Origin of the sequence: Aeromonas sp. sia0103, assembly GCF_963895295.1 — a bacterium.
Taxonomy (GTDB): domain Bacteria; phylum Pseudomonadota; class Gammaproteobacteria; order Enterobacterales; family Aeromonadaceae; genus Aeromonas; species Aeromonas encheleia.
The window spans coordinates 642989-663631 of record NZ_CAWQKG010000011.1 but is presented as its reverse complement, the minus strand read 5'-3'; the positions used below and the strand labels follow the sequence as shown (position 1 = coordinate 663631).

The window sequence follows — 20643 nt, the reverse complement described above, 5'->3', positions numbered from 1 at the left end:
GGTGGCTTGGGGCCAACCGCTCGCCCCGTGCCCCTCGCCTCAGCTCACGGCGATCTGTTCGGTCGCGGTGGCAGTGGCAGTGTTCTTACGCTTGATTTCACGCGCCAGCAGGGTGGAGAAGGCACTAAGGGGCTAATGCCTGTGGGGCTTCCATTGGAAACCTTTAATCCGTCATCAGATTGGGCGAACACAAGGGGGTGGGTTTCTGATGGCGTGAAATTTCGTTTGGGCCGGTTTTGCAGTATTCTTGCCCTCCGACAGTTGTTCAACAGGATAGTGCCAGTTCATGTCGTCTACCGCGCTCAGTCCCCTCCCCTCTGCCAGCCAGGCACCGCTGTTTTTTCGCCTGGACACCCGCAGCCAACGGCTGGTCGCCCTGACCGATGTGATGCAGACCCCGCTCCACTGGCTGGATGAGCCCAGGAGCGCCTGGCCAAGCCAGTTGCCGGATGCCCTGCGCCTGCCCGTCGAGCAACGGCTCGCCAGCGGCCAGGGTGGCAAATTGCTGGTGCGCTTCGCCGATCAGCAGTGGCACATTTCACTTTCCCATGAACAGGACGCCTTCTGGCTCATCTGCCTGCAGACCCAGCGCAATGAGAGTGCCGCCAATCTGGCGTTGCAGTTGCCACGGCTGAGCCAGATGGCCAGCCAGCAGCAATATGCGGCCATGCTGGAAAGCCTCAAAGAATGCCTTGGCGCCGATCGACTGATCCTCTGGCACTACCAGGCCAACGGCCCGCTCGGCAGCGAGCAACTGAGCCCGGTGTTCAGCCTGGGGGTTGATTCTCTCGGTGCCATCCGCGGGGATAGCCGCTATATCCGGGCCCTGCGCACCCGCGGCGCCTTGAGTTTCTCGGAGGCGGCCCATCAGCCCATGCTGAGCCAGCACTATTACCTGGCCGATACCCAGGTCAGCTCCCGCCTGGATGGCGCCCTGCTGGAGCAGGAGAAACTCATCGGGGTACTCAGCCTCGAATATGCCGAGACGACCCAGCTCGGTGAGGAGGTGCTGCAACTGGTGCGCCACTGTGCCCAGCTGCTGGGCCACTGGCAACCGGCACAGGCCGAGCCTGAGCCCTCCCTGTCACTGCCCGCCGAGCTGGCCAGCAAGACCGGCCACGACTACTGCCGCGCCCTGATCGGCTGGGCCATGGCCACCAGCGGGGCCCGCATCGGCTGGCTCGGTGAATATCAGCCGAGGGGGCAGGAGCTTTGGCTGATCCCGCACTGCGTGCACAAGGATGGCGCCTTCGTCTCCCGCAGGCCGGTCAATATCAACCTGGGGCCAGGCCAGGATCTGTTCCTCCATGGCCAGGCGCTCTATGTGGAAGACCTGCCCCTGCGCTACCCGCAGGCGACACGCCTGCTGAAGACCGAGGCCAAGGCCTACGTCGGCATCCCCCTGGCCATCGGATCGGCCTCTCCGCTTGGCCAGCTCACCCTGTTGCTCGACGCCCCCCTTGCCGACCCCATGCCCCTGCTCGATGCCCTCAACAGCCAGCGCGAACGGGCGGCCATCGAGCTGCAGCGCCTCGCCAGTGACGATGCCTTGCGCCTGGCGGAGGTGGCCTTCAATACCCACGATGGCTTGCTGGTGATGGATGACAACGGCATCATCCTCAAGGTCAATGCCTCCTTCACCCGCATCACCGGCTTTCGGGACGATGAGATGATCGGCCTTCACTTCGAGTCGCTGCGACCCACCTACTATGGCGACAGCCTGAGGGACGAGGTCATCTCGGCCGTGCTCAGGCAGGAGTTCTGGCTGGGCGAGGAGCAATGCCTGCACAAGAGCGGCCACCTCTTCCCGGTGCGGCTCATGGTGAGCGTGGTCAAGGATGGGGCCGGCGGCATCTCCCATTTCGTCTGCAGCTTCTACGACATCACCGAGGAAAAAGAGGCGGCCCGCCACATCGAGCAGCTCGCCTATTACGATGATCTGTCCGGCCTCTACAACAGGCGCAGCCTGAACGACATCCTGCAGCGCACCCTGCTCGCCCCGAGCGGGCAGTGGGGTGCCCTGCTGCTGCTGGATCTCGACAACTTCAAGTCGATCAACGACTCCCTCGGCCATGCCTGCGGCGATCTGCTGCTGCGGGCCGTGGTGGAGCGGCTCAAGTCCCTGCCGCAGGACAATCTGGTGCTGGCCCGCACCTCGGGCGACGAGTTCGCGCTGCTGTTCACGGCCCTGGGCCAGGGCTATGTCACCGCCAAGATCCTGGCGGAGCACTTCGCCCGCGAGTTGATGGGGATGTTCCGCAACCCGTTCGATATCGACGATCACAAGCTGCACTGCAGCGCCTCGGTGGGGATCAGCCTCTTCTGTGACGAAGACAAGGATCATATGGTCCTGATGCAGCAGGCCGATACCGCCTCCCACATGGCCAAACGCTCTGGCCAGGGCAGCTATGTCTTCTTCAGCGAGGCCATGGCCGAGAAAGAGAAGAACAAGCTCTCCCTGAACAACCAGTTGCGCGACGCCCTGCGCAACAACGAGCTGGCGTTGCACTATCAGCCCCAGTACCGGGTCGACAACGGCACCCTCTCCGGCGCAGAGGCCCTGCTGCGCTGGCAGAAGAGCGACGGTACCATGGTACCCCCCGGTGAGTTCATCCCCATCGCCGAGGAGACCAGTCTCATCCAGGAGATAGGCTACTGGGTGATGAAGACCGCCTGTGCCCAGTACAGTTTCTGGCTCAACCAAGGTCTGGTCATCCCCCATCTGTCGGTCAACGTCAGCGCCCGCCAGTTCCACACCGCCGGTTTCGTGCAGCAGGTGGAGTACATTCTGCGTGATACCGGGGTGCCTCCCTCCCGCCTGCTGCTGGAGGTGACCGAGTCCGTGGTGCTGGAAAACCGGCTGGAGAGCATCGCCAAGATCCGCCAGCTCAAGGCCATCGGCCTCCTGATCTCCATCGATGACTTCGGCACCGGCTATTCATCCCTCGCTTATTTGCGCGATTTGCCGGCCGACGAGGTCAAACTGGATAGAAGCTTCATCCAGACGCTGGTCCACAGCGAACAGGACAGGGCCATCGTCAAGGCGATCCTGGATCTCGCCCAGGTATTTCGCTTTACGGTGACCGCCGAAGGGGTGGAAGATGAGGAGCAGCTCAAGGTGCTCAAGCAGCTGGGCTGCCAGCACTACCAAGGCTTCCTGACCAGTCGCCCGCTCACAGTCAAGGCGCTCGAACGGTTGCTGGGGGCCCCATCCCCGGGCTAAACATGTAGGATTTATAGGGCTTTATGTAATAAAATAACGGCCTGCTCGAATCATTGGAGTCGTCTATGTCAGTCATAAACCGGATCCCTGCCGTTGAAACCAGCGGCTCTGCCGAGAGTTGCGGAAGCACGCACCGGAGCCCTGCCGCCAGCGATGCCAGCAGTACAGATGTTATTGGCCGGATCCATTCCGTTGAGACCTGCGGCACGGTCGACGGCCCCGGCATCCGATTTATCGTGTTCATGCAGGGCTGCCTGATGCGCTGCAAGTATTGCCATAACCGGGATACCTGGGACACCCAGGGCGGCCGCGAGGTCACTGTGCCCGAGTTGATGAGCGATCTCACCAGCTATCGCCACTTCATGAATGCCTCCGGCGGCGGCGTCACGGCCTCCGGTGGGGAAGCCATGCTGCAGCAAGAGTTCATCGCCGAGCTGTTTGCCGCCTGCAAGGCGCAGGGGATCCACACCTGCCTCGATACCAACGGCTTCGTGCGCCATTACGACGAGCTGCTCGATCGGGTACTCGACAACACCGATCTGGTGCTGCTCGATATCAAGCAGATCAACGACGACAAGCATATCCCGCTCACCCACGTCAGCAACAAATATACCCTGGAGTTTGCCCGCTATCTGGCGGCAAGGGGCCAGAACATGTGGATCCGCTACGTGGTGGTGCCCAGCTGGTCCGACGATGACGAGAGCGCCGAAGGCCTCGGCCAGTTCATCGCCAAGCTGGGGGACTGTGTCGAGAAGGTAGAGCTGCTGCCCTACCATGAACTCGGCAAACACAAGTGGGACGTGCTGGGTGATCACTATGATCTGACCGGGATCAGACCCCCCAGCAAGGAGACCATGGACAGAGTCCAGGGCATCCTAGGCAAGTACCACCCCAACGTTAAATACTGATGACAAAGGGCTGACTCGGAAGGGGCAGCCCTTTTCTTCACCCGGGCCATCCTGTCGATACGCTCGTCTTTCGTTCATCCGCTGAGGATTAGATGCCAAGGAAGATGCCATGACTGAAGGACAAGTCGCCGCCCTCTTGCTCTGGTTGGTGCTGCTCATCTTCAGCCTGCGGGGCTCCCTGCTGCGCACCCTGCATGACAACCCCCTCTACCAACACCTCTGTCTGGGCGGTGCCATCGCCCTGGTGCCACTCTGGACCCTGCGAGCCGGCCTGCATGAGGGGCTGGAGATCCATTTTCTCGGCCTCACCAGCCTGACCCTGCTGCTGGGTTGGCGCCTCGCCCTGCTTGCCCCCTGCCTCACCCTGCTGATCCTCGGCTACTTTGGCATCACCGATCTGGCCGAGCTGGGCTGGCAGGCGCTGATTGGCATAGGCCTGCCGGTCGCTACTAGCTGGTTGCTGTTTCTGGCGAGCTGGGCCTGGCTGCCCCGCCACCTGTTCGTCTACCTGTTCGTGGCCGCCTTCCTCGGCGGCGCCCTCAGCATCACGGTCAAGATGATCGCCAGCGCCCTGTGGATGGGGCTGGATGCGCGCTACAGCTGGCAGGTGATAGGCGCCGACTATCTCTCCATCTGGCCACTGCTGCTCTTCCCCGAGGCCCTGCTCAACGGCATGGCCATGACCCTGCTCGCGGTCTACCGCCCCCACTGGGTCAACACCTTCTTCGATCGGGAATATCTGGGGCGCTGACCCCTTATGAAATATGAGACCCACAAAAAAGCCCGCAGCTGCGGGCTTTTTTATTGTCGTTACACGGAGCGGGGTCGCAGGTGGGCGTGCCAGCGGGTCTCCCACTTCTTGAACAGCCAGACGATGACGAAGGTCAGCAGCATGTAGAGCAGGCCTGCGGTCAGGAACGCCTCGAACGGGCTGTAGTAGCGGGAGTTGATGATCCGCGCGGCGCCGGTCAGGTCGACGATGGTGATGATGCCCGCCACCGCCGAACCCTGTAGCATGAAGATCACCTCGTTGCTATAGGCGGGCAGCGCACGGCGGAACGAGTTCGGCAATATGATGCGGGTGAGGGTCTGCCAGCGGGTCATGCCGAAGGCGTTGGCCGCCTCGATCTGCCCCTTGGGCATGTTGAGCACGGCGCCGCGCACTATCTCGGCGGTGTAGGCGCCGGTGTTGAGGGTGAACGCCAGCAGGGCACAGAACCAGGCCTCGGAGAACAGCTCCCAGGCGACGCTGTTCTTCAACCACTCCCACTGGGCGGCGCCGTAGTAGATGATGAACAGCTGCACCAGCAGCGGGGTACCGCGGAAGAAGTAGATATAGGCCCAGATCGGCCCCTTGATCAGCCAGTTGTGACTGTTGCGCAAGATGCCCATGGGCACCGCCAGCGCCAGACCCAACGCGAGGGACGCCGCCACTAGCAGTATGGTGGTGTATAGGCCCTGCCAGTAGGTGGGCCACTCATCGAGAATGATGGAGAAATCCATGGCTTACCTCGTCTTTATCGCATAGTGACGCTCGGCCCACTTGAGCGCCGAGGTGGAGACCGCAGTGAAGATCAGGAAGATCAGGGCCACCGCCATGTAGAAGGTGAATGGCTGCTGGGTCGAGCCCGCCGCCAGGGACGCCTTGCGCACCATGTCATCGAGCCCGATGATGGAGACCAGCGCCGTGGTCTTGAGCAGCACCAGCCAGTTGTTGCCAAAGCCCGGCAGGGCGTGGCGCATCATCTGGGGGAACAGGATCCGCACAAACACCTGGCTAGCGCGCATGCCAAAGGCGCGGGCCGCCTCCAGCTCGCCCTTGTCCACCGCCAGGATGGCGCCGCGGAAGGTCTCAGTCATGTAGGCGCCGAAGATGAAGCCGATGGTGGCCACCCCGGCCGCGAAGGGGCTGATGTCGATGTAATCGGGCAGCAGGGAGACCCACTCCTGGTTCGGATTGCTCTCCAGCAGGTAGTTGTTGTAGGTCTCGTTGACCCAGGTACAGAGGTTGTTGATCAGCACCTGGCCGCCAAAGAACAGCAGCATCATCAGCACCAGATCGGGGATGCCGCGAATGACGGTGGTGTAGCCGGTGGCGATGCCGCGCGCCCACTTGTAGGGGGAGAGCTTGGCCAGCGCCCCCAGCATGCCGAGCAGCAGGGCCAGCAGCAGTGAGGCCAGCCCCACCTCCAGCGTGACCCAGGCGCCCTCCAGCAGGGAGGTTTCATATCCTTTCAAATCAAACATATGCAGCTCCATCGCAACTAATTGAGTGGGCTCGCCCTTCCCAAGCAGAGGCTCCATATCCTTTCAAATCGACCACATGCAGCTCCATTGCAACTGAGCGGGCCCGTAAACTCCCCTGGGGAGGCCACGGGCCCGAAGACTACAGACGGGGATCAAACTGTCTGGATGACTCGCCGTGAGCGTCTCATCCTGATCCGTCGCAGACGGCGTTCTTACTCGCCGTAGACGTCGAAGTCGAAGTACTTGTCGTTGATCGCCTTGTACTTGCCGTTGGCACGCAGGGCCAGGATGGCGGCGTTGAATTTATCTTTCAGATCCTTGTCAGCCTTGCGTACCGCGATGCCGGCACCCTCGCCAAACCACTTGGGATCGGTCAGTTTCGGGCCGACGAACTCGAAGGCATCGCCCCCTTCCTTCTTCAGCAGACCGTCGCTGATGGCGGCGGAGTCGGCCATCACATAGTCAACCCGGCCGGATTTCAGATCGAGATAGGCCTCGTCTGCGGTGCCGTAGCGCTTGATGGTGGCGTTGGGGAAGTTGTCGGTGATGTAGGTGTCCATGGAGGTGGCGCGCTGTACGGCGACTGTCTTGCCGTCCATGAAGGCCTTGTCGAGCTGCACTTCGGTGCCTTTCTTGGCGGCGAAGCGGGCCGGAATGTGCTGGTACTTCTGGGTGAAGTCCACCTTCTTCTTGCGCTCTTCGGTGATGTCCATGGTGGCGATGATGGCGTCATACTTGCGTGACAGCAGCGCCGGGATGATACCGTCCCAGTCCTGCTTGATCAGGGTACACTTCACCTTCATCTCTTCACACAGGGCGTTGGCGATGTCGATGTCGAAACCTTTCACCTCGCCACTTGGCTCGGTCCAGGAGAAGGGAGGATAGGCCCCTTCCACCCCGATCCGCACCTCTTTCCACTCCTTGGCCATCAGGCTGCCGGAACACAGAGCAGTCACCACGGCGGTCGCCAGCATCAGCTTGTTCATGTATCTCTCCTTGATAAACACGTCGATCGTTGAAAACGAAGATTGTTGAATAATGAAATCCCGCCCATCAATAGATGGAGGAGATGAATTGCTTGAATCGTTCCGACTTGGGATGGGCGAAGATCTCCTTGGGATTGCCCTCCTCCTCCACCCTGCCTTGGTGCAGGAACATCACCTTGTTCGACACGTCGCGGGCAAACGACATCTCGTGAGTGACCACCAGCATGGTGCGACCCTCTTCGGCCAGCTCGCGCATCAGGCCGAGCACCTCTCCCACCAGTTCGGGATCCAGCGCCGAGGTGGGCTCGTCAAACAGCATCACCTCGGGCTCCACCGCCAGGGCGCGGGCGATGGCCGCACGCTGCTGCTGGCCGCCGGAGAGGTGACCGGGATAATAGTCACGCCGCTCCCACAGGCCGACCCGGTTGAGCAACTGCTCCGCCTTGGCGATGGCCTCGGCACGGGGCACCTTCAGCACCTGGATAGGCACCTCGATGATGTTCTGCATGATGGTCATGTGCGACCAGAGATTGAAGCTTTGAAACACCATGGCCAGCCGGCTGCGAATACGCTCGACCTGGCGCATATCCTCCGGCAGCCGCTCGCCGGCCCGGTTGGCTTTCATGCGAATCAGCTCGCCATGGAGTGATACGGTGCCGGAAGAGGGGGTCTCCAGCAGATTGATACAGCGCAGAAAGGTCGACTTCCCCGAGCCGGAGGAGCCGATCAGGGAGATCACGTCCCCCTTGTGGGCCGTCATGTCGATGCCCTTGAGCACTTCGTGGGTGCCAAAATATTTGTGCAGTTCACGAACTTCCAGTGCGGCAACGTCGCTCATCCATTACAACCTTGTCTGTCCCTAGACGCCGCTACGGCGCGACTCCACCATCGCAAATTTAACAAAAAGTTAACCGATGGCAACCTTCAGCGAAAATATCATTCAGGTAGTTAAAAAACAATACAGAACCGAGGTATTTAGTGGTTTATCTGTATTTTTATTGGCCTTGACGGTATTTTTCAGCACTTTGTCTGCATAAAATCCGCTTTGCGCCACCTCTGAGATACCGCCTTTTTATACCCGGAACGCACCAGTGGCAAGAAGATTCAGCCATTTCAGTCAGAAGCCGTTCAGAGTCACTTTATTCATCCCTGTTCAGTCGAACAAAACGCACTTTTTTCGAAATGGAATTGATTTCATTGGCGATGACGAGCCGAGGTCAGGGCACTTGGGGAAGGGGGGTTTGCAATGAAAAGGTAACAATCCGATAAAAAAAGGGCCGAATGAAACATACAAACTCATGGATATATGACTCTTGGCCAATAAGTAGTGGTAATGTGTCGTTTTCCCAGTTTTGTGACCGAGGCCCCAATGTTGCTGAATGTGTTGCTGATCCTGCTGCCGCTGGTGATTGGCTATCTTGTCCCCCTATCTTCCACCCGGCTCATCAAGCTGATCAATCAGTCCCTCGGCAAGATGGTCTACCTCATCCTGTTTCTGATGGGGCTGGGGCTGGCCTATGTGGAGAACCTCGGCAGCAACCTGGCGGTGATCTTCAAGGTGGCCGGGGTGATGCTGGCCGCCATCACCGCCTGCAACTTGCTGGCGCTCTGGTGGCTGGACAAGCGCAGCCCGCCGACCCACGAGGCACCCGATGCCAGGATGCCGAGCAAGCTGCATCTGCTGTGGGAGTCCCTACAGCTCTGCTTCGTGGTGCTCGGCGGCGTGCTGCTGGGGCTGCTGGTGGACTTGCGTGCCCTGCCCATCGACAAGTGGAGCGAGTGGGCCCTGATGCTGTTGCTGCTGCTCATCGGCATCCAGATGCGCAACTCCGGCATGCGGCTGCGCCAGATCCTGCTCAACCCCTGGGGCATGAAGATAGCCGCCACCGTCATCCTCAGCAGCTGGCTCGGCAGCCTGCTGGCGGCCCAGTTGCTCGACATGCCGTTCAGCCATGCCCTGGCGCTGGCCTCCAGCTTCGGCTGGTATTCGCTGTCGGGCATCCTGGTGGCCGACAAGCTGGGCCCTGTGCTCGGCTCCGCCGCCTTCATCAACGATCTGGGGCGTGAACTCATCGCCATCCTCATCATTCCCATGCTGATGCGCCGTCACCCCTCCGCCGCCATCGGCTATGGCGGCGCCACCGCGCTGGACTTCACCCTGCCGGTGATCCAGAAGTCCGGCGGCATCCAGGTCGTGCCGGTGGCCATCGTCTCCGGCTTCATCCTGAGCCTGCTCGGCCCCATCCTGATACTGGCCTTCCTCGCCATCTGAGCCGGGCCGGCCACGGCCCCTCCCTGCGCCGGCGGATCTGCCAGCTCTATGCCATAGGCAAGGGCCGGCAGATCCGCTAGGCTCAGCCACAGTCACCCTCAGCCACGGTCAACGCCCGCCCCCATGAACTATCTGGCTCACCTGCATCTGGCCGCCCACACCCACAGCTCCCTCACCGGCAATCTGATGGGGGACTTCGTCAAGGGACCGCTGCCCAGTGCCCTGGGTCCCGCCTTTGACGAAGGGATCTGGCTGCATCGCAAGATAGATGCCTTCACCGACGCGCATCCCGAGCACAGGGCCGCCGTCGGCCGCTTCGAGGCACCCTGGCGCCGCTTTGGCGGCATCCTGGTCGACATGCTCTATGACCACTGGCTCTGCCGGCACTGGCCGCAATTTACCGCAGAGCCCCTGCCCCGCTTCCTGAGCGAGAGCTATGGCCAACTGCTGGCGGATCACGTCCTGCTGCCGGACGGCCTGCCCCTGCCCCTGCGCCGGATGGCGGAGCAGAACTGGATCGCTTCTTACCACAGCAAAGAGGGGCTGACCCGTGCCCTCAACGGCATCGGCCATCGGCTGCGCCGCCCGCTGCCACTGGGGGAGGCGCTCAGCACCCTGGATGAGGCCAAGTGGCGAGCCTGCGAGCAGGGCTTCCTGCGCTTCTACCCCGAGCTGATCCTGTTCAGCGAGCATCAGCTGACGGCCCGTCGCCACGGCGCGCCGGCATAAAAAAACGCCCCATGCGGGGCGTCTTGTCAGGGCTGAAGCTGGCCTATTCGGCCTGATCCTTCTTCTTGCGAATGCTGAGGCCCAGCTCACGACCGCGCAGGCGGGCGTAGTAGATGGTGCCGACGAAGGCGAGCGTAGTGAACACCAACTCCACCACCGCCAGCGCGCGCTCCCCCTCGTCCGTGGTGATCAGGGTCAGGGCATGGAGGAAATAGGGCATCAGCACGAAGTTGCCCCAGGCATGGGTATAAGGGTTGCCCTGCGCTATGCCCTTGAGCGGGAACAGCAGCGGCACGGTCCAGATCACCGGCAGCAGCCAGGGGTTGAGCCCAGGGTGGGGCGAGAGCCACAGGTGCCACAGGATGACCCAGGCCAGCAGGCCGAAGAAGCCGACCAGGGTCAGCAGGCGGGCGAAGCGAGTGGTCACTTGAGGATCTCCAGCACCTGCTCCGGCGGGCGACCGATGCGGGCCTTGCCATCGCGGATGACAATGGGGCGCTCGATGAGCTTGGGGTGCTGATGCATGGCGTGGATCAGCGCATCGCCGCTCTGCGAACCGAGCTCCAGCTCCCGATAGAGATCTTCCTTGGTGCGCATCAGCTGGCGGGGATCGTCGAACCCGAGCTGCGCCAGCAGGGTCCGAATTTGTGCCTCGCTCGGCGCCTGTTCCAGATAGAGCACCACCTCAGGGGCGATCCCGTGCTGCTCCAGCAGGGCCAGGGTTTCACGGCTCTTGGAGCAGCGCGGATTGTGGTAAATTTGGGTCTCACTCATGGTAACTCCCTGATTGAACGCAAGATGGGACAAGAAACGGCGCTATTGTAGGGGAAACGGATGCACAGGGTAAGCGCAAGGGGACTGGAAATGAAACGAATTTGTTGGCTGTTTGTGGCCACTCTGCTGGGGGCCTGTTCGCCGCCCCCCGGCTTCACCGATGTCGCTGGCAAGCAGGTTGCACTGGCCGAATTCGCCGGCAAGCCGCTGCTGGTCAACTACTTCGCCCCCTGGTGCGCCCCCTGCCTGCGGGAGATGCCGCTGCTCGCGGCGCTGCAGCGGGAGGGCAGGATCAGGGTCATCGCCATCAACTATGATCCGGCCTCCCCCGCCGAGCTGACCGAGCTGGCCCAACGCTACCGGATTGCCGTGCCCCTGATGATCCCCCTGGATGAAGCCAGCCTGCCCTTCCCCCGTCCAAGCGCGCTGCCCACCAGCTATCTGCTCGATGAAGCAGGCAAGTTGCAAGAGACCCTGCAGGGGGAGCTCGACGAAACCAAGCTCGCCGCCCTCAACGCCTGGGCGACGAGAGCCCGATAGCGGCTCAGCGCTTGTCTCATCGAGGGAGGCTGACCAGAAAGAGAACGGGGCGCACCCTCGCAGGCGCACCCCGTTTCATTGTGCTATCCCCTGGCGTATCAGCCCTTCAGGCTGTCCAGATCCTTCTTCGCCCGCTCCAGCTGGGTGATGCGGGCCTCGATGCGGGCCAGGGTCAGCTTGTCGCTGGTGGTGCCACGGGCCACGATCAGCTCGTCGATGGCGGCCTGATAATCCCCGCGCAGGGAGAGCGTCTCCGCCCTGGCCATGTGCAAGTCCGTCATCCGTCCGGCCTTGCGATAGGCATCGGACAGCAGGCTCCAGGCCAGGCTGTTCTCCTCGTGCTCGCGGGCATAGGGATCCAGGATGGCGATGGACTTCTTGTAGTTCCCCGCCTCCAGATAGGCGTTGCCGAGGTTAACCACCACCACCTCGTTGTCCGGCATGCGGGTGCGGAACCGCTCCAGCCGGGCGATGGCCTGGGCACTGCGCCCCTTGGCGAGATCGATGTCGGTCAGGGCATCCACCATGAACAGATCTTCTGGATGGCGCGCCGCCAACTGCTGCATCAGGGCATCGGCCTCGTCGGTGCGCTTGAGCTGCAACAGCACCAGCGCCTTGCCGTAGAGGGCGGCATCCTTGAGGGGATAATCCCCCTTCTGCAACCGGCTGTCGAAGTAGGTGAGCAGCCCCTGCGGGCTCTCGGTGCCATAGCGCACCTGGATGCGCACCTTGGCCAGCCAGAAGTCGAGGCTCGGCGGCAGGGTCCGTAGCCCATAGCTGCTGGCGCGGGAGCGGGCCTCGCTGATCCGGGTCTCGGGCAGCGGGTGAGTGAGCAGCATCTCAGGCGGCTTGCTGGCGTAGCGGTACTCGGCCGCCAGCTTCTGGAAGAAGGTGGCCATGCCCATGGGATCGAAACCGGCGTCATACAGGGTCTTCATGCCGATCCGGTCCGCTTCGTATTCGTTGTCGCGGGTGTAGTTGATGGCCGACTGCATCGACAGGCCGAGCGTCGCCTGCAGGGCGGCGATACCGGCGGTGGGGTTGATCACCGCGAGTGCGATGGAGCCCACCAGACCGGCCAGGGTCATGGCCGAGCTGCTGGCCTGCGCCTCCATGTAACGGGCGATGTGGCGCTGGGTCACGTGGGTGATTTCGTGGGCCAGCACCGAGGCGAGCTCGCTCTCGCTGTCGGCGTAGAGGAACAGCCCGGTGTGCACCTTGACCCGGCCCCCCAGGAAGGCGGCCGCGTTGATGCTGGGATCGTTGATGAGGAAGAAGGTAAACGGGAAACGTACCCCATCGGCGTTGGTGAGCAGGCGCTGACCGAGATCATCGATGTACTCGCTCAGCACGGGATCGTCGATGATGGGCAGACCGGCCCTGGCGAAACGCATGAAGGCATTGCCATAGCGCACTTCCTGCTCGATGGGCAGGGCTGCAACTCCGGCGGTACCGATGTCGGGCAGCTGGTTGCTCGCCTGGGCATGGAAGGTGGCCCCCATCAGGGAAACCAGCATGGGAAGCGATGCCATCAAGGGGGAAAAACGGGCCACGTTATCTCTATCTCCATCGGAAAGGGCTCTGGCAGAATACCCTTGCCTATCAAGGCTCACAAGCGTTGTTTCATACTGGTATCACGGCCATAATGGCGGCCACTGCGCGCGATGGAGCCTCCCCTTAATATGGAACAGCAATGGGAACAGCTCGACCTGACCCCTTGGCGTTGTCCCGAGCCCCTCATCCGGCTCAAGCTCTGGCTGCGCCGCGCCCAACCCGGTCAATCCCTGCACATCCTGCTGGGAGATCCCGGCTCAAGACAGGACATACCGGCCTGGCTGCGTCGCCAGGGCCATCAGGTTCTGCAACTGCAGGAGTCCGAAGCCTGCCTCTCTTTGCAGCTAGTCGTCGGGGTCATGCCGTCGTCATGACCCCAGTAATGTAAGGAAGCTCCGATGTTAGAAGTCTTGAAGCGCTGGTATCAGACCCGTTTTTCCGATCCGGCTGCCGTCACCCTGTTCCTGCTGCTGGTGTTCTGCTTCGCCGTGCTCTGGCTGTTCGGCGATCTGCTGGCGCCGCTGCTGGTGGCGCTGGTGATGGCCTATCTGCTGGAGTGGCCGGTGATCCGGCTGCAACGGGCCGGGCTCTCCCGCACCCTGGCCACCAGCCTGGTGCTGTTGCTGTTTGTCGCGCTGACCACCATGGCCCTGCTGGGGTTGATCCCGACCCTGGTGAGCCAGGGCATCAACCTGGCCAAGGAGGCGCCCGCCATGCTGGCCCACGCCCAGGACTATGTGCGTGGGCTGCCGGATAAATACCCCGACGTCGTCGACATCAGCCTGGTCGAGACCCTGATCGACAACATCCGCCAACGCATCCTGACCGGCGGCGAGCAGCTGGTGAGCGCCTCCCTGAGCTCGTTGGTCAACGTGGTCGCCATCCTGATCTACGTCATCCTGGTGCCGCTGATGGTGTTCTTCATGCTCAAGGACAAGCAGGTGCTGATGGGCAGCCTGCGCCGCTTCCTGCCGCGCAACCGCACCCTGGTCAACCGGGTCTGGGTGGAGATGAACGATCAGATCATCAACTACATCCGTGGCAAGGTGATCGAGATCCTCATCGTCGGAGTGGCCACCTACATCCCCTTCGCCCTGATGGGACTGCGCTACTCGGTGCTGCTGGCGGTGGCGGTCGGCCTGTCTGCGCTCATCCCCTACATCGGGGTCGCGGTGGTGACCATCCCCGTCGCCATGGTAGCCCTGTTCCAGTGGGGGCTGACCCCCGACTTTGCCTGGCTGATGGTGGCCTATCTGGTGGTACAGGGTCTGGATGGCAACCTGCTGGTGCCCCTGCTGTTCTCCGAGGCGGTCAACCTGCACCCGGTCGCCATCATCATCGCCGTGCTGGTATTCGGCGGCCTGTGGGGCTTCTGGGGGATCTTCTTCGCCATTCCGCTCGCGACCCTGGTCAAGGCGGTGCTCAATGCCTGGCCCAAGCGGGACGACTCCATCCCGGTCGCCTGATCATCTTCCCTCAGGTTTGCGGCGCAGCCGATCGGCGGCAAGCTATGATAGTGAGGACGCAAGCCCCTCAGAGGCCGGTGATGAGCAGTATCGGCCGCTGATGAAAGCACGCTATCATGCTCGGCCAGGCCCCACAGGGATGTGGCCAATACGACCTGTTCACCATGCTTTGGAGAGACGATGACACCAATCCGTCAGCTTGCCGCCACCTGTTCCCTCTTGCTGTTGCTTTCCCCCGTCGCCCGGGCCGAGGTCGATCTCGGCTCACTCGATATCTTCGTGCAGGACAGTCCGACCAGCCCGGTGCCCAAGGGGCTGGTGCTGGGCGGCGCCGTCATCGGCGGCAATGCCCGCTATCAGGGCCAGGACGATACCGCCCTCGCGCTGCCCGGCTTCATCTACTTTGGCGAGCAGTTCATGTTCCTCGGGGACAGGGCCCGCTACTACTTCCACAAGGATGACAGCTTCGCCGCCTACGGTTACGGCAGGGTGCGCTTTGGCAACCTGGACCCCGACGATGCCCCCGAGCTGGCGGGCATGGAGGAGCGTGAGTGGGAGCTGGAAGGGGGCGTCGGCGCCAGCCTGATCACCCCCTACGCCCTGCTCAGCACCCGGCTCAGCACGGACGTCACCGGGACCAGCAACGGCCAGGAGCTGCTGCTGTGGGCCGACTTCCCCATATTGCGGGACAAGCTGCTCATCATGCCCGGCATGGGGGTGATGATCCGCAGCAGCAAGCTGGCGAACTACTACTTTGGCGGAGTCTCGGGGAACGAGGCCACGGCGCAGCGTCCCGAGTGGGACACCGGCACCACCTTCTCCCCCATGGCCGCCCTCATCACCAGCTACCGCTTCAGCCCCCACTGGATCGGCATGTTTGCCGCCAACTACGAGTTCTATGACAAAGACGTCGCCAACAGCCCCATAGTCCAGCACGATGGGGAGCTCTACGCCGGCTTCGCCGTGGGTTACATCTGGTAGGCCCCACAGTCAGCCAGCAAAAAGGGAGCCCAAGGCTCCCTTTTCTACTGTGGCCCTCAGCGACGGGCCGTCATCACAGGCTGGCCAGAAACTCGGCCAGCGCCCGGTTGACGAACTCGGGATTCTCCAGGGTCGAGATATGGCCCGCGGCCGGGATCTCCTTGAAGGGGCAGGCCAGCGTCTCGGCCATCAGATAGCCTTCCAGCACGGGGCGAGCCTTGTCCTCACAGCCGGTCATCACCAGGCTCGGCACCGTGATCTCTTCGAGCCACTCCATGCGATCCTCGCGGGTCACGAAGCTGCGCCCCACCGCCACCAGGCTCGCCACCTTGTCCGCTGGCCAGCTGGCGAGACGGGCCTTGAAGCCCGCCATCAGCGCCGCATCCGGTTGATGGGCGAAGAACAGCGGCGCCACCTGCTCCACGATGGGCGCCGGTATGCTGCCAAGCTGCTCGATGGCGGCGAGCATGGCGAGATAGCGCTCGCAGGGGATCTGGGGCTCCCAGCCAACGAAGCTGTCCATCAGCACCAGTCCCTTGAGGCGCATAGGCGCCAGCCTGGCCAGCTCCACGCCCCACATGCCACCGATGGAGAGGCCCACCAGCACGAACTCATCCACACCGAGGGCATCGAGCAGGGCCAGGTGATCCCGGGCCAGGGTCGCCAGGGTACAGGGCCCTTCCGGCAACGGGTCGGAATCACCGTGCCCCCACAGCTCGGGCACTACGCAGCGGTACTGCCCCTTGAGGGCGGCCACTTGCGGCGCCCACATGGCACTGTCCCACAGATAGCTGTGGCCAAACAACAGGACCGGGCCCTGGCCCTCGTCCAGATAGGCCAGCTGACGACCTGCTATCTCCATCAATTGTTTCATGTTTTCTCCTGTTGCCGGCAAACGGGGCGGCAGTGTAGCACGACCCTGTTGGCCCTGGCCTCCCCCACCGCAAGAGGACGCAGCCCGTGACGCAGAAAGCGCCAGGCCATCGCTCGCCACGGGGTTGCCGAGTGCCGGGCAATAAAAAGCCGGTCTGACGACCGGCAAAAAGGCATTGAATACAAGGAAAACCTGAGCGCCCTCAGGCGCGGATATATTTCGCCGTGCGCGGGAAGGCCTGCTCCTTGGCATCGAACAGGTAGCACGCCTCGGCCGGGATGCCGACGCTGTACTGCTGGCCGGTGGCCACGTCGATGTCGGAGTGCGCCTTGACGGTGAAGTCATGGCCATCCACGTCCATATAGACGAAGGACTCGGCCCCCAGATGCTCAGCCACCTGCACTATGCCGGTCACCTTGCTGTGGGCATGGGCGTGATCCAGAGTCACCAGATGCTCGGGGCGCACCCCCAGCTCGACCTTGTCACCGACCGCGCCGCTGCGGGCATCGATCCGGGCACGCACGGTGTCGCCTGAGGTCAGCCGAACCACACACTCCTGCTCGCCTATCTCCTGCAGCTCCCCCGCCAGGAAGTTCATCTTGGGAGAGCCGATGAAGCCCGCCACGAACTTGTTGTCCGGGTTGTGGTAGAGATCGAGTGGCGTGCCGAACTGCTCCAGGTTGGTCTCGGCCTCGCCCTTGAGCGGGCTCAGCACCACGATGCGGTTGGCCAGGGTCATGGCCTCCACCTGATCGTGGGTCACGTAGATGATGGTGGAGTTGAGCTCCTTGTGCAGCTTGGCGATCTCGATGCGCATCTTGACCCGCAGCGCGGCATCCAGGTTCGACAAGGGTTCGTCGAACAGGAACACCTGCGGCTGCTGCACGATGGAGCGACCTATGGCCACCCGCTGGCGCTGGCCACCGGAGAGCGCCTTGGGCTTTCTGTCCAGCAGCGGCTCCAGCCCCAGGATCTCGGCGGCGCGCATCACCCGCTTGTGGATGTTCTCCTTGTCCATCTTCTTGAGCTTGAGGCCGAAGGCCATGTTCTCGTAGATGTTCATGTGCGGGTAGAGGGCGTAGGACTGGAACACCATGCCCACGTTGCGCTCCACCGGTGGCACGTCGTTCATGTAGCGGCCGCCGATGGTCAGCTCACCGCTGGTGATGTCCTCCAGGCCCGCGATCATCCGCAGCAGGGTGGACTTGCCACAACCGGACGGGCCGACGAAGACGATGAACTCCCCTTCCTTGATGGCCAGGTTGATGTTGCGCAGCGTGTCCTTGTGGACCGCCGGATCGTAGTTCTTGCGAACGTTGTTGAGTACTACTTCAGCCATGACGAGCTCCGCTCTTGAATCTTTGCAAATCGTGATGGCGGGGGGAGCCTGCTCCCCCGGCCACAAACCTTAACCTTTGACGCCACCGGCGGTGAGACCGCCTACCAGCCAGCCCTGTGATAGATCAGCAGGAACACCTTGGTGTTGGCGGCGTGGCACATGCGGCAAGCACACTTAACCTTTCACCCCGCCAGCGGTGAGGCCACCCACCAGCCAGCGCTGAGCCAGCAGGAACACCACTGTGATGGGCAGACCCGACAGCACGGCGGCGGCCGCGAAGTCACCCCACAGATAGTTCTGTGGATAGAGGTATTGCTGGGCACCGACCGCCAGGGTCAGGTTGTTCACATCCTGCAGCAGGATGGAGGCCACGGGCACCTCGGTGATGGTGCCGATGAAGGCCAGGATGAACACCACCGCCAGTATGGGCACCGACAGGGGCAACAGGATCAGGCGGAAAGCCTGCCACGGGGTGGCGCCGTCGATGGCCGCTGCCTCTTCCAGGGAGGAGTCGATGGTCTCGAAGTAGCCCTTGATGGTCCAGACGTGCAGCGCTATGCCGCCCATGTAGGCCAGGATCAGGCCGCCGTGGGTGTTGAGACCCAGCCAGGGGATGTAGTCACCAATCTTGTTGAACAGCGCATAGATGGCCACCAGCGCCAGCACCGCCGGGAACATCTGGAAGATCAGCATCCCCTGCAGAATGGTCTGCTTGCCACGGAACCGCAGGCGGGCAAACGCATAGGCACAGGTGGTCGACAGCGCCACTATCATCACGGCGGTGATGCCGGCGATCTTGATGGAGTTCCACAGCCAGGTCAGCACCGGGAAGGGTGGCGGCGTGATGCTGCCATCGGCGTTGGTGATGGACATGCCCAGCGCCAGCTTCCAGTGATCCAGGGTCGGATCGGAGGGGATGATCTCCCCCACCGAGAAGTTGCCGTTACGAAACGAGATGGCGATAACCATGATCACCGGGAAGATGATCAGCGCCAGGAAGCCCCACATGACCAGGTGGGTTGCCCACACCCGGTATTTGACTGACTTGGGTTGTACGATTGCCATTTAGAAGCCTCCTTACAGTTGCTTGTCGGCTTTGGACAATTTCAGGTTGAGCAGTGCGAGCGCGCCGACGATCAGGAAGATGGCAGTGGCGATGGCACTGGCCAGACCGTAGTCCTGACCACCCGAGCCCTGGAACGCGATCCGGTAGGTGTAGTTCACCAGCAGATCGGTGGTCCCGGCCGGGGTACTGGCCCCTATGATGTCCGGCGCCCCGTTGGTCAACAACTGGATGAGGACGAAGTTGTTGAAGTTGAACGCAAAGGATGCGATCAGCAGCGGCGTGAGCGGCTTCATCAACAGCGGTACCGTGATCTTGAAGAAGTTCTGTACCGGACCCGCACCGTCCATGGCCGACGCCTCGTAGAGGTCCTCCGGGATCGCCTTGAGCAGCCCCATGCAGAGGATCATCATGTAGGGGTAGCCGAGCCAGGTGTTGACGATGAGGATCATCACCTTGGCCAGGAAGGGGGTGGTGTACCAGTCCGGCTTGATGCCGAACGCCGCTTCCAGGAACAGGTTGATCTCACCGAAGTTCTGGTTGAACAAGCCCTTGAACACCAGGATGGAGATGAACGCCGGGATCGCATAGGGCAGGATCAGCATGACCCGGTAGAAGCCGCGCCCCCTGAGTTGCTCCCACTGCACCAGACAGGCCATCACCATGCCGATGGCCAGGGTGAAGACGACCGAACAGGCGGAGAAGATCACGGTCCAGACGAAGATCTGCATGAAGGGACCCTGGATGCCCGGGTCTGTCATGATGCGGGCGAAGTTCTTCCAGCCCACGCTCACCACGAAACCGGGGGCCATGCCCTTGCCGACAAACTGGCCATCGGCATCGATGTACTGGTAGAAGCCGGTGTCACCGTTGGGCAGCATCAGCTCGCCACTCTGGTTGTCACGCAGCAGATTGCTGTCCTTGATCACCACCCCGGACTTGAGCACGGCGCCGTCCACCAGTTGGGTATAGAGCGGCTTCTGGGCGGCAAACTTGCGCAGGCTGCTCATGGTCAGGTGGATCTTGCCATCCGGCAGCACCAGATCCAGCGCATTGAGGTTGGTACGGTGATCGACGATGGCCCGGATGGGTGCCGCCTGGCCGACGGACTCCCCGTTCAGGGGCTGCAACTGAACAACCTGGACGCCATCCTGCACCTTGCCCTCGCGGACGGCCTGGGTGCGAGCCTGGTTATTCAGCAGGGTAAGGGGTTGACTGATAAAGGATTGGTCGTCCTGTTGCAACAGCAGCTGAAACTGATTGTTCTCACCACCCAAGAGGGTGAAATCGAATTCACCGCCGGTCACCTTGTAGCTTTTTTTCAGATGGTATTCCCGTGCCTGCTCGAGGGAGAGCAGGTTGGCACCCGAGTAGTTGGTGAAGGCGATGCCGATCGTGTAGGCAAGAGGGAAGATGATAAAAACAACCATGCCAGCCACACCGGGGAAGATATAGCGGTGGGCATAGGTCTTCTTGTTCATGAAGACATACAGACCGACGGAGACCACCACCAGATCGAGCAGAGCGAATACCCACTCACCGCTGGCGTACATCATCACGGCTGCATAACCGTTGAGGATGGCTACCAGGGCTGCGAGGGTCCACTTAAGCCAGGTGTGCTTATCCTTCGGACCGGCATAGGATTCAATAGAAGGTACTACTTCCATGCCAATTAACCTTTATAACG

The 20643-nt window shown here is 62.0% G+C and carries 20 protein-coding genes; 9 read left to right on the top strand and 11 right to left on the bottom strand.

The window, feature by feature from the left end; genetic code table 11:
• Positions 1–286 precede the first annotated feature (286 nt).
• The 3 genes from AACW18_RS05830 (at position 287) to AACW18_RS05820 (ending at position 4882) form a co-directional block, all read left to right on the top strand.
• Positions 287–3223 carry a sensor domain-containing phosphodiesterase gene (locus tag AACW18_RS05830; protein WP_218388076.1) on the top strand — a complete coding sequence of 979 codons (2937 nt, stop codon included), beginning with the start codon at positions 287–289 and terminating at the stop codon, positions 3221–3223.
• A gap of 65 nt (positions 3224–3288) precedes the next feature.
• Positions 3289–4131: a pyruvate formate lyase 1-activating protein gene (gene pflA, locus AACW18_RS05825; protein WP_218290311.1), complete on the top strand. Its 843-nt coding sequence runs from the start codon at positions 3289–3291 to the stop codon at positions 4129–4131.
• A gap of 109 nt (positions 4132–4240) precedes the next feature.
• Positions 4241–4882: an energy-coupling factor ABC transporter permease gene (locus AACW18_RS05820; protein ID WP_218388075.1), complete on the top strand. Its 642-nt coding sequence runs from the start codon at positions 4241–4243 to the stop codon at positions 4880–4882.
• 59 nt (positions 4883–4941) lie between these two features.
• On the opposite strand, the gene AACW18_RS05815 is transcribed toward AACW18_RS05820, so the two are convergent.
• The 4 genes from AACW18_RS05815 to AACW18_RS05800 all read right to left on the bottom strand — a co-directional run bounded on the left by AACW18_RS05815 (position 4942) and on the right by AACW18_RS05800 (position 8202).
• Complete coding sequence (locus tag AACW18_RS05815) at positions 4942–5634, bottom strand: ABC transporter permease (RefSeq protein WP_042651497.1); 693 nt, start codon at positions 5632–5634, stop codon at positions 4942–4944.
• A 3-nt stretch (positions 5635–5637) separates the two neighbouring features.
• Complete coding sequence (locus tag AACW18_RS05810; RefSeq protein ID WP_218388074.1) at positions 5638–6378, bottom strand: ABC transporter permease; 741 nt, start codon at positions 6376–6378, stop codon at positions 5638–5640.
• Positions 6379–6590: 212 nt separating this feature from the next.
• On the bottom strand, positions 6591–7364 hold the full coding sequence (locus AACW18_RS05805; RefSeq protein ID WP_042651495.1) for an ABC transporter substrate-binding protein: 774 nt from the start codon (positions 7362–7364) through the stop codon (positions 6591–6593).
• A 67-nt stretch (positions 7365–7431) separates the two neighbouring features.
• Entirely contained in the window at positions 7432–8202 is a 771-nt protein-coding gene (locus tag AACW18_RS05800; RefSeq protein ID WP_218290287.1) for an ABC transporter ATP-binding protein, read from the bottom strand.
• Between the two features lie 531 nt (positions 8203–8733).
• Between AACW18_RS05800 and AACW18_RS05795 the strand changes: the two genes are divergently transcribed.
• The gene (locus AACW18_RS05795) at positions 8734–9636 is read left to right on the top strand and encodes a lysine exporter LysO family protein (protein ID WP_218388073.1); all 903 of its coding nucleotides are present in this window, start codon (positions 8734–8736) and stop codon (positions 9634–9636) included.
• A 123-nt stretch (positions 9637–9759) separates the two neighbouring features.
• Positions 9760–10365, top strand: coding sequence for an acyl carrier protein phosphodiesterase (locus tag AACW18_RS05790; protein WP_218388072.1), 606 nt, complete (start codon positions 9760–9762; stop codon positions 10363–10365).
• Between the two features lie 43 nt (positions 10366–10408).
• Here the strand turns inward: AACW18_RS05790 and AACW18_RS05785 are convergent, their stop codons facing one another.
• Together AACW18_RS05785 and arsC are read right to left on the bottom strand one after the other, a co-directional pair.
• Positions 10409–10792 (bottom strand): DUF2069 domain-containing protein, encoded by a 384-nt coding sequence (locus tag AACW18_RS05785; RefSeq protein WP_042651492.1) that lies wholly within the window; start codon positions 10790–10792, stop codon positions 10409–10411.
• On the bottom strand, positions 10789–11139 hold the full coding sequence (arsC, locus tag AACW18_RS05780; protein WP_218388071.1) for an arsenate reductase (glutaredoxin): 351 nt from the start codon (positions 11137–11139) through the stop codon (positions 10789–10791). Before arsC ends, AACW18_RS05785 begins: the two co-directional genes overlap by 4 nt.
• Positions 11140–11199: 60 nt before the next feature.
• On the opposite strand from arsC, the gene AACW18_RS05775 reads away from it, so the two are divergent.
• Positions 11200–11679 (top strand): TlpA family protein disulfide reductase, encoded by a 480-nt coding sequence (locus AACW18_RS05775; RefSeq protein WP_218388070.1) that lies wholly within the window; start codon positions 11200–11202, stop codon positions 11677–11679.
• A 98-nt stretch (positions 11680–11777) separates the two neighbouring features.
• Here the strand turns inward: AACW18_RS05775 and AACW18_RS05770 are convergent, their stop codons facing one another.
• On the bottom strand, positions 11778–13232 hold the full coding sequence (locus AACW18_RS05770; protein WP_371317017.1) for a beta-barrel assembly-enhancing protease: 1455 nt from the start codon (positions 13230–13232) through the stop codon (positions 11778–11780).
• A 129-nt stretch (positions 13233–13361) separates the two neighbouring features.
• Here AACW18_RS05770 and AACW18_RS05765 point away from each other — a divergent pair, with 129 nt between their 5' ends.
• From AACW18_RS05765 to AACW18_RS05755, 3 genes are all read left to right on the top strand, one after another.
• Positions 13362–13607: a sulfurtransferase TusA family protein gene (locus AACW18_RS05765; RefSeq protein ID WP_042651488.1), complete on the top strand. Its 246-nt coding sequence runs from the start codon at positions 13362–13364 to the stop codon at positions 13605–13607.
• Between the two features lie 24 nt (positions 13608–13631).
• The gene (locus AACW18_RS05760) at positions 13632–14699 is read left to right on the top strand and encodes an AI-2E family transporter (protein WP_042651487.1); all 1068 of its coding nucleotides are present in this window, start codon (positions 13632–13634) and stop codon (positions 14697–14699) included.
• Positions 14700–14879: 180 nt separating this feature from the next.
• Positions 14880–15680 carry a MipA/OmpV family protein gene (locus AACW18_RS05755; protein ID WP_042651486.1) on the top strand — a complete coding sequence of 267 codons (801 nt, stop codon included), beginning with the start codon at positions 14880–14882 and terminating at the stop codon, positions 15678–15680.
• Between the two features lie 73 nt (positions 15681–15753).
• Here AACW18_RS05755 and AACW18_RS05750 read toward each other — a convergent pair whose 3' ends face one another.
• The 4 genes from AACW18_RS05750 to malF all read right to left on the bottom strand — a co-directional run bounded on the left by AACW18_RS05750 (position 15754) and on the right by malF (position 20623).
• Positions 15754–16554 (bottom strand): alpha/beta fold hydrolase, encoded by an 801-nt coding sequence (locus AACW18_RS05750; protein WP_218388069.1) that lies wholly within the window; start codon positions 16552–16554, stop codon positions 15754–15756.
• A gap of 202 nt (positions 16555–16756) precedes the next feature.
• The gene (locus AACW18_RS05745) at positions 16757–17893 is read right to left on the bottom strand and encodes an ABC transporter ATP-binding protein (RefSeq protein ID WP_218388068.1); all 1137 of its coding nucleotides are present in this window, start codon (positions 17891–17893) and stop codon (positions 16757–16759) included.
• Positions 17894–18067: 174 nt separating this feature from the next.
• A complete protein-coding gene (gene malG, locus AACW18_RS05740; RefSeq protein ID WP_033131921.1) occupies positions 18068–18958 on the bottom strand; it encodes a maltose ABC transporter permease MalG in 891 nt (296 codons plus the stop codon).
• A gap of 12 nt (positions 18959–18970) precedes the next feature.
• Entirely contained in the window at positions 18971–20623 is a 1653-nt protein-coding gene (gene malF, locus AACW18_RS05735) for a maltose ABC transporter permease MalF (protein WP_042651483.1), read from the bottom strand.
• Positions 20624–20643 lie beyond the last annotated feature (20 nt).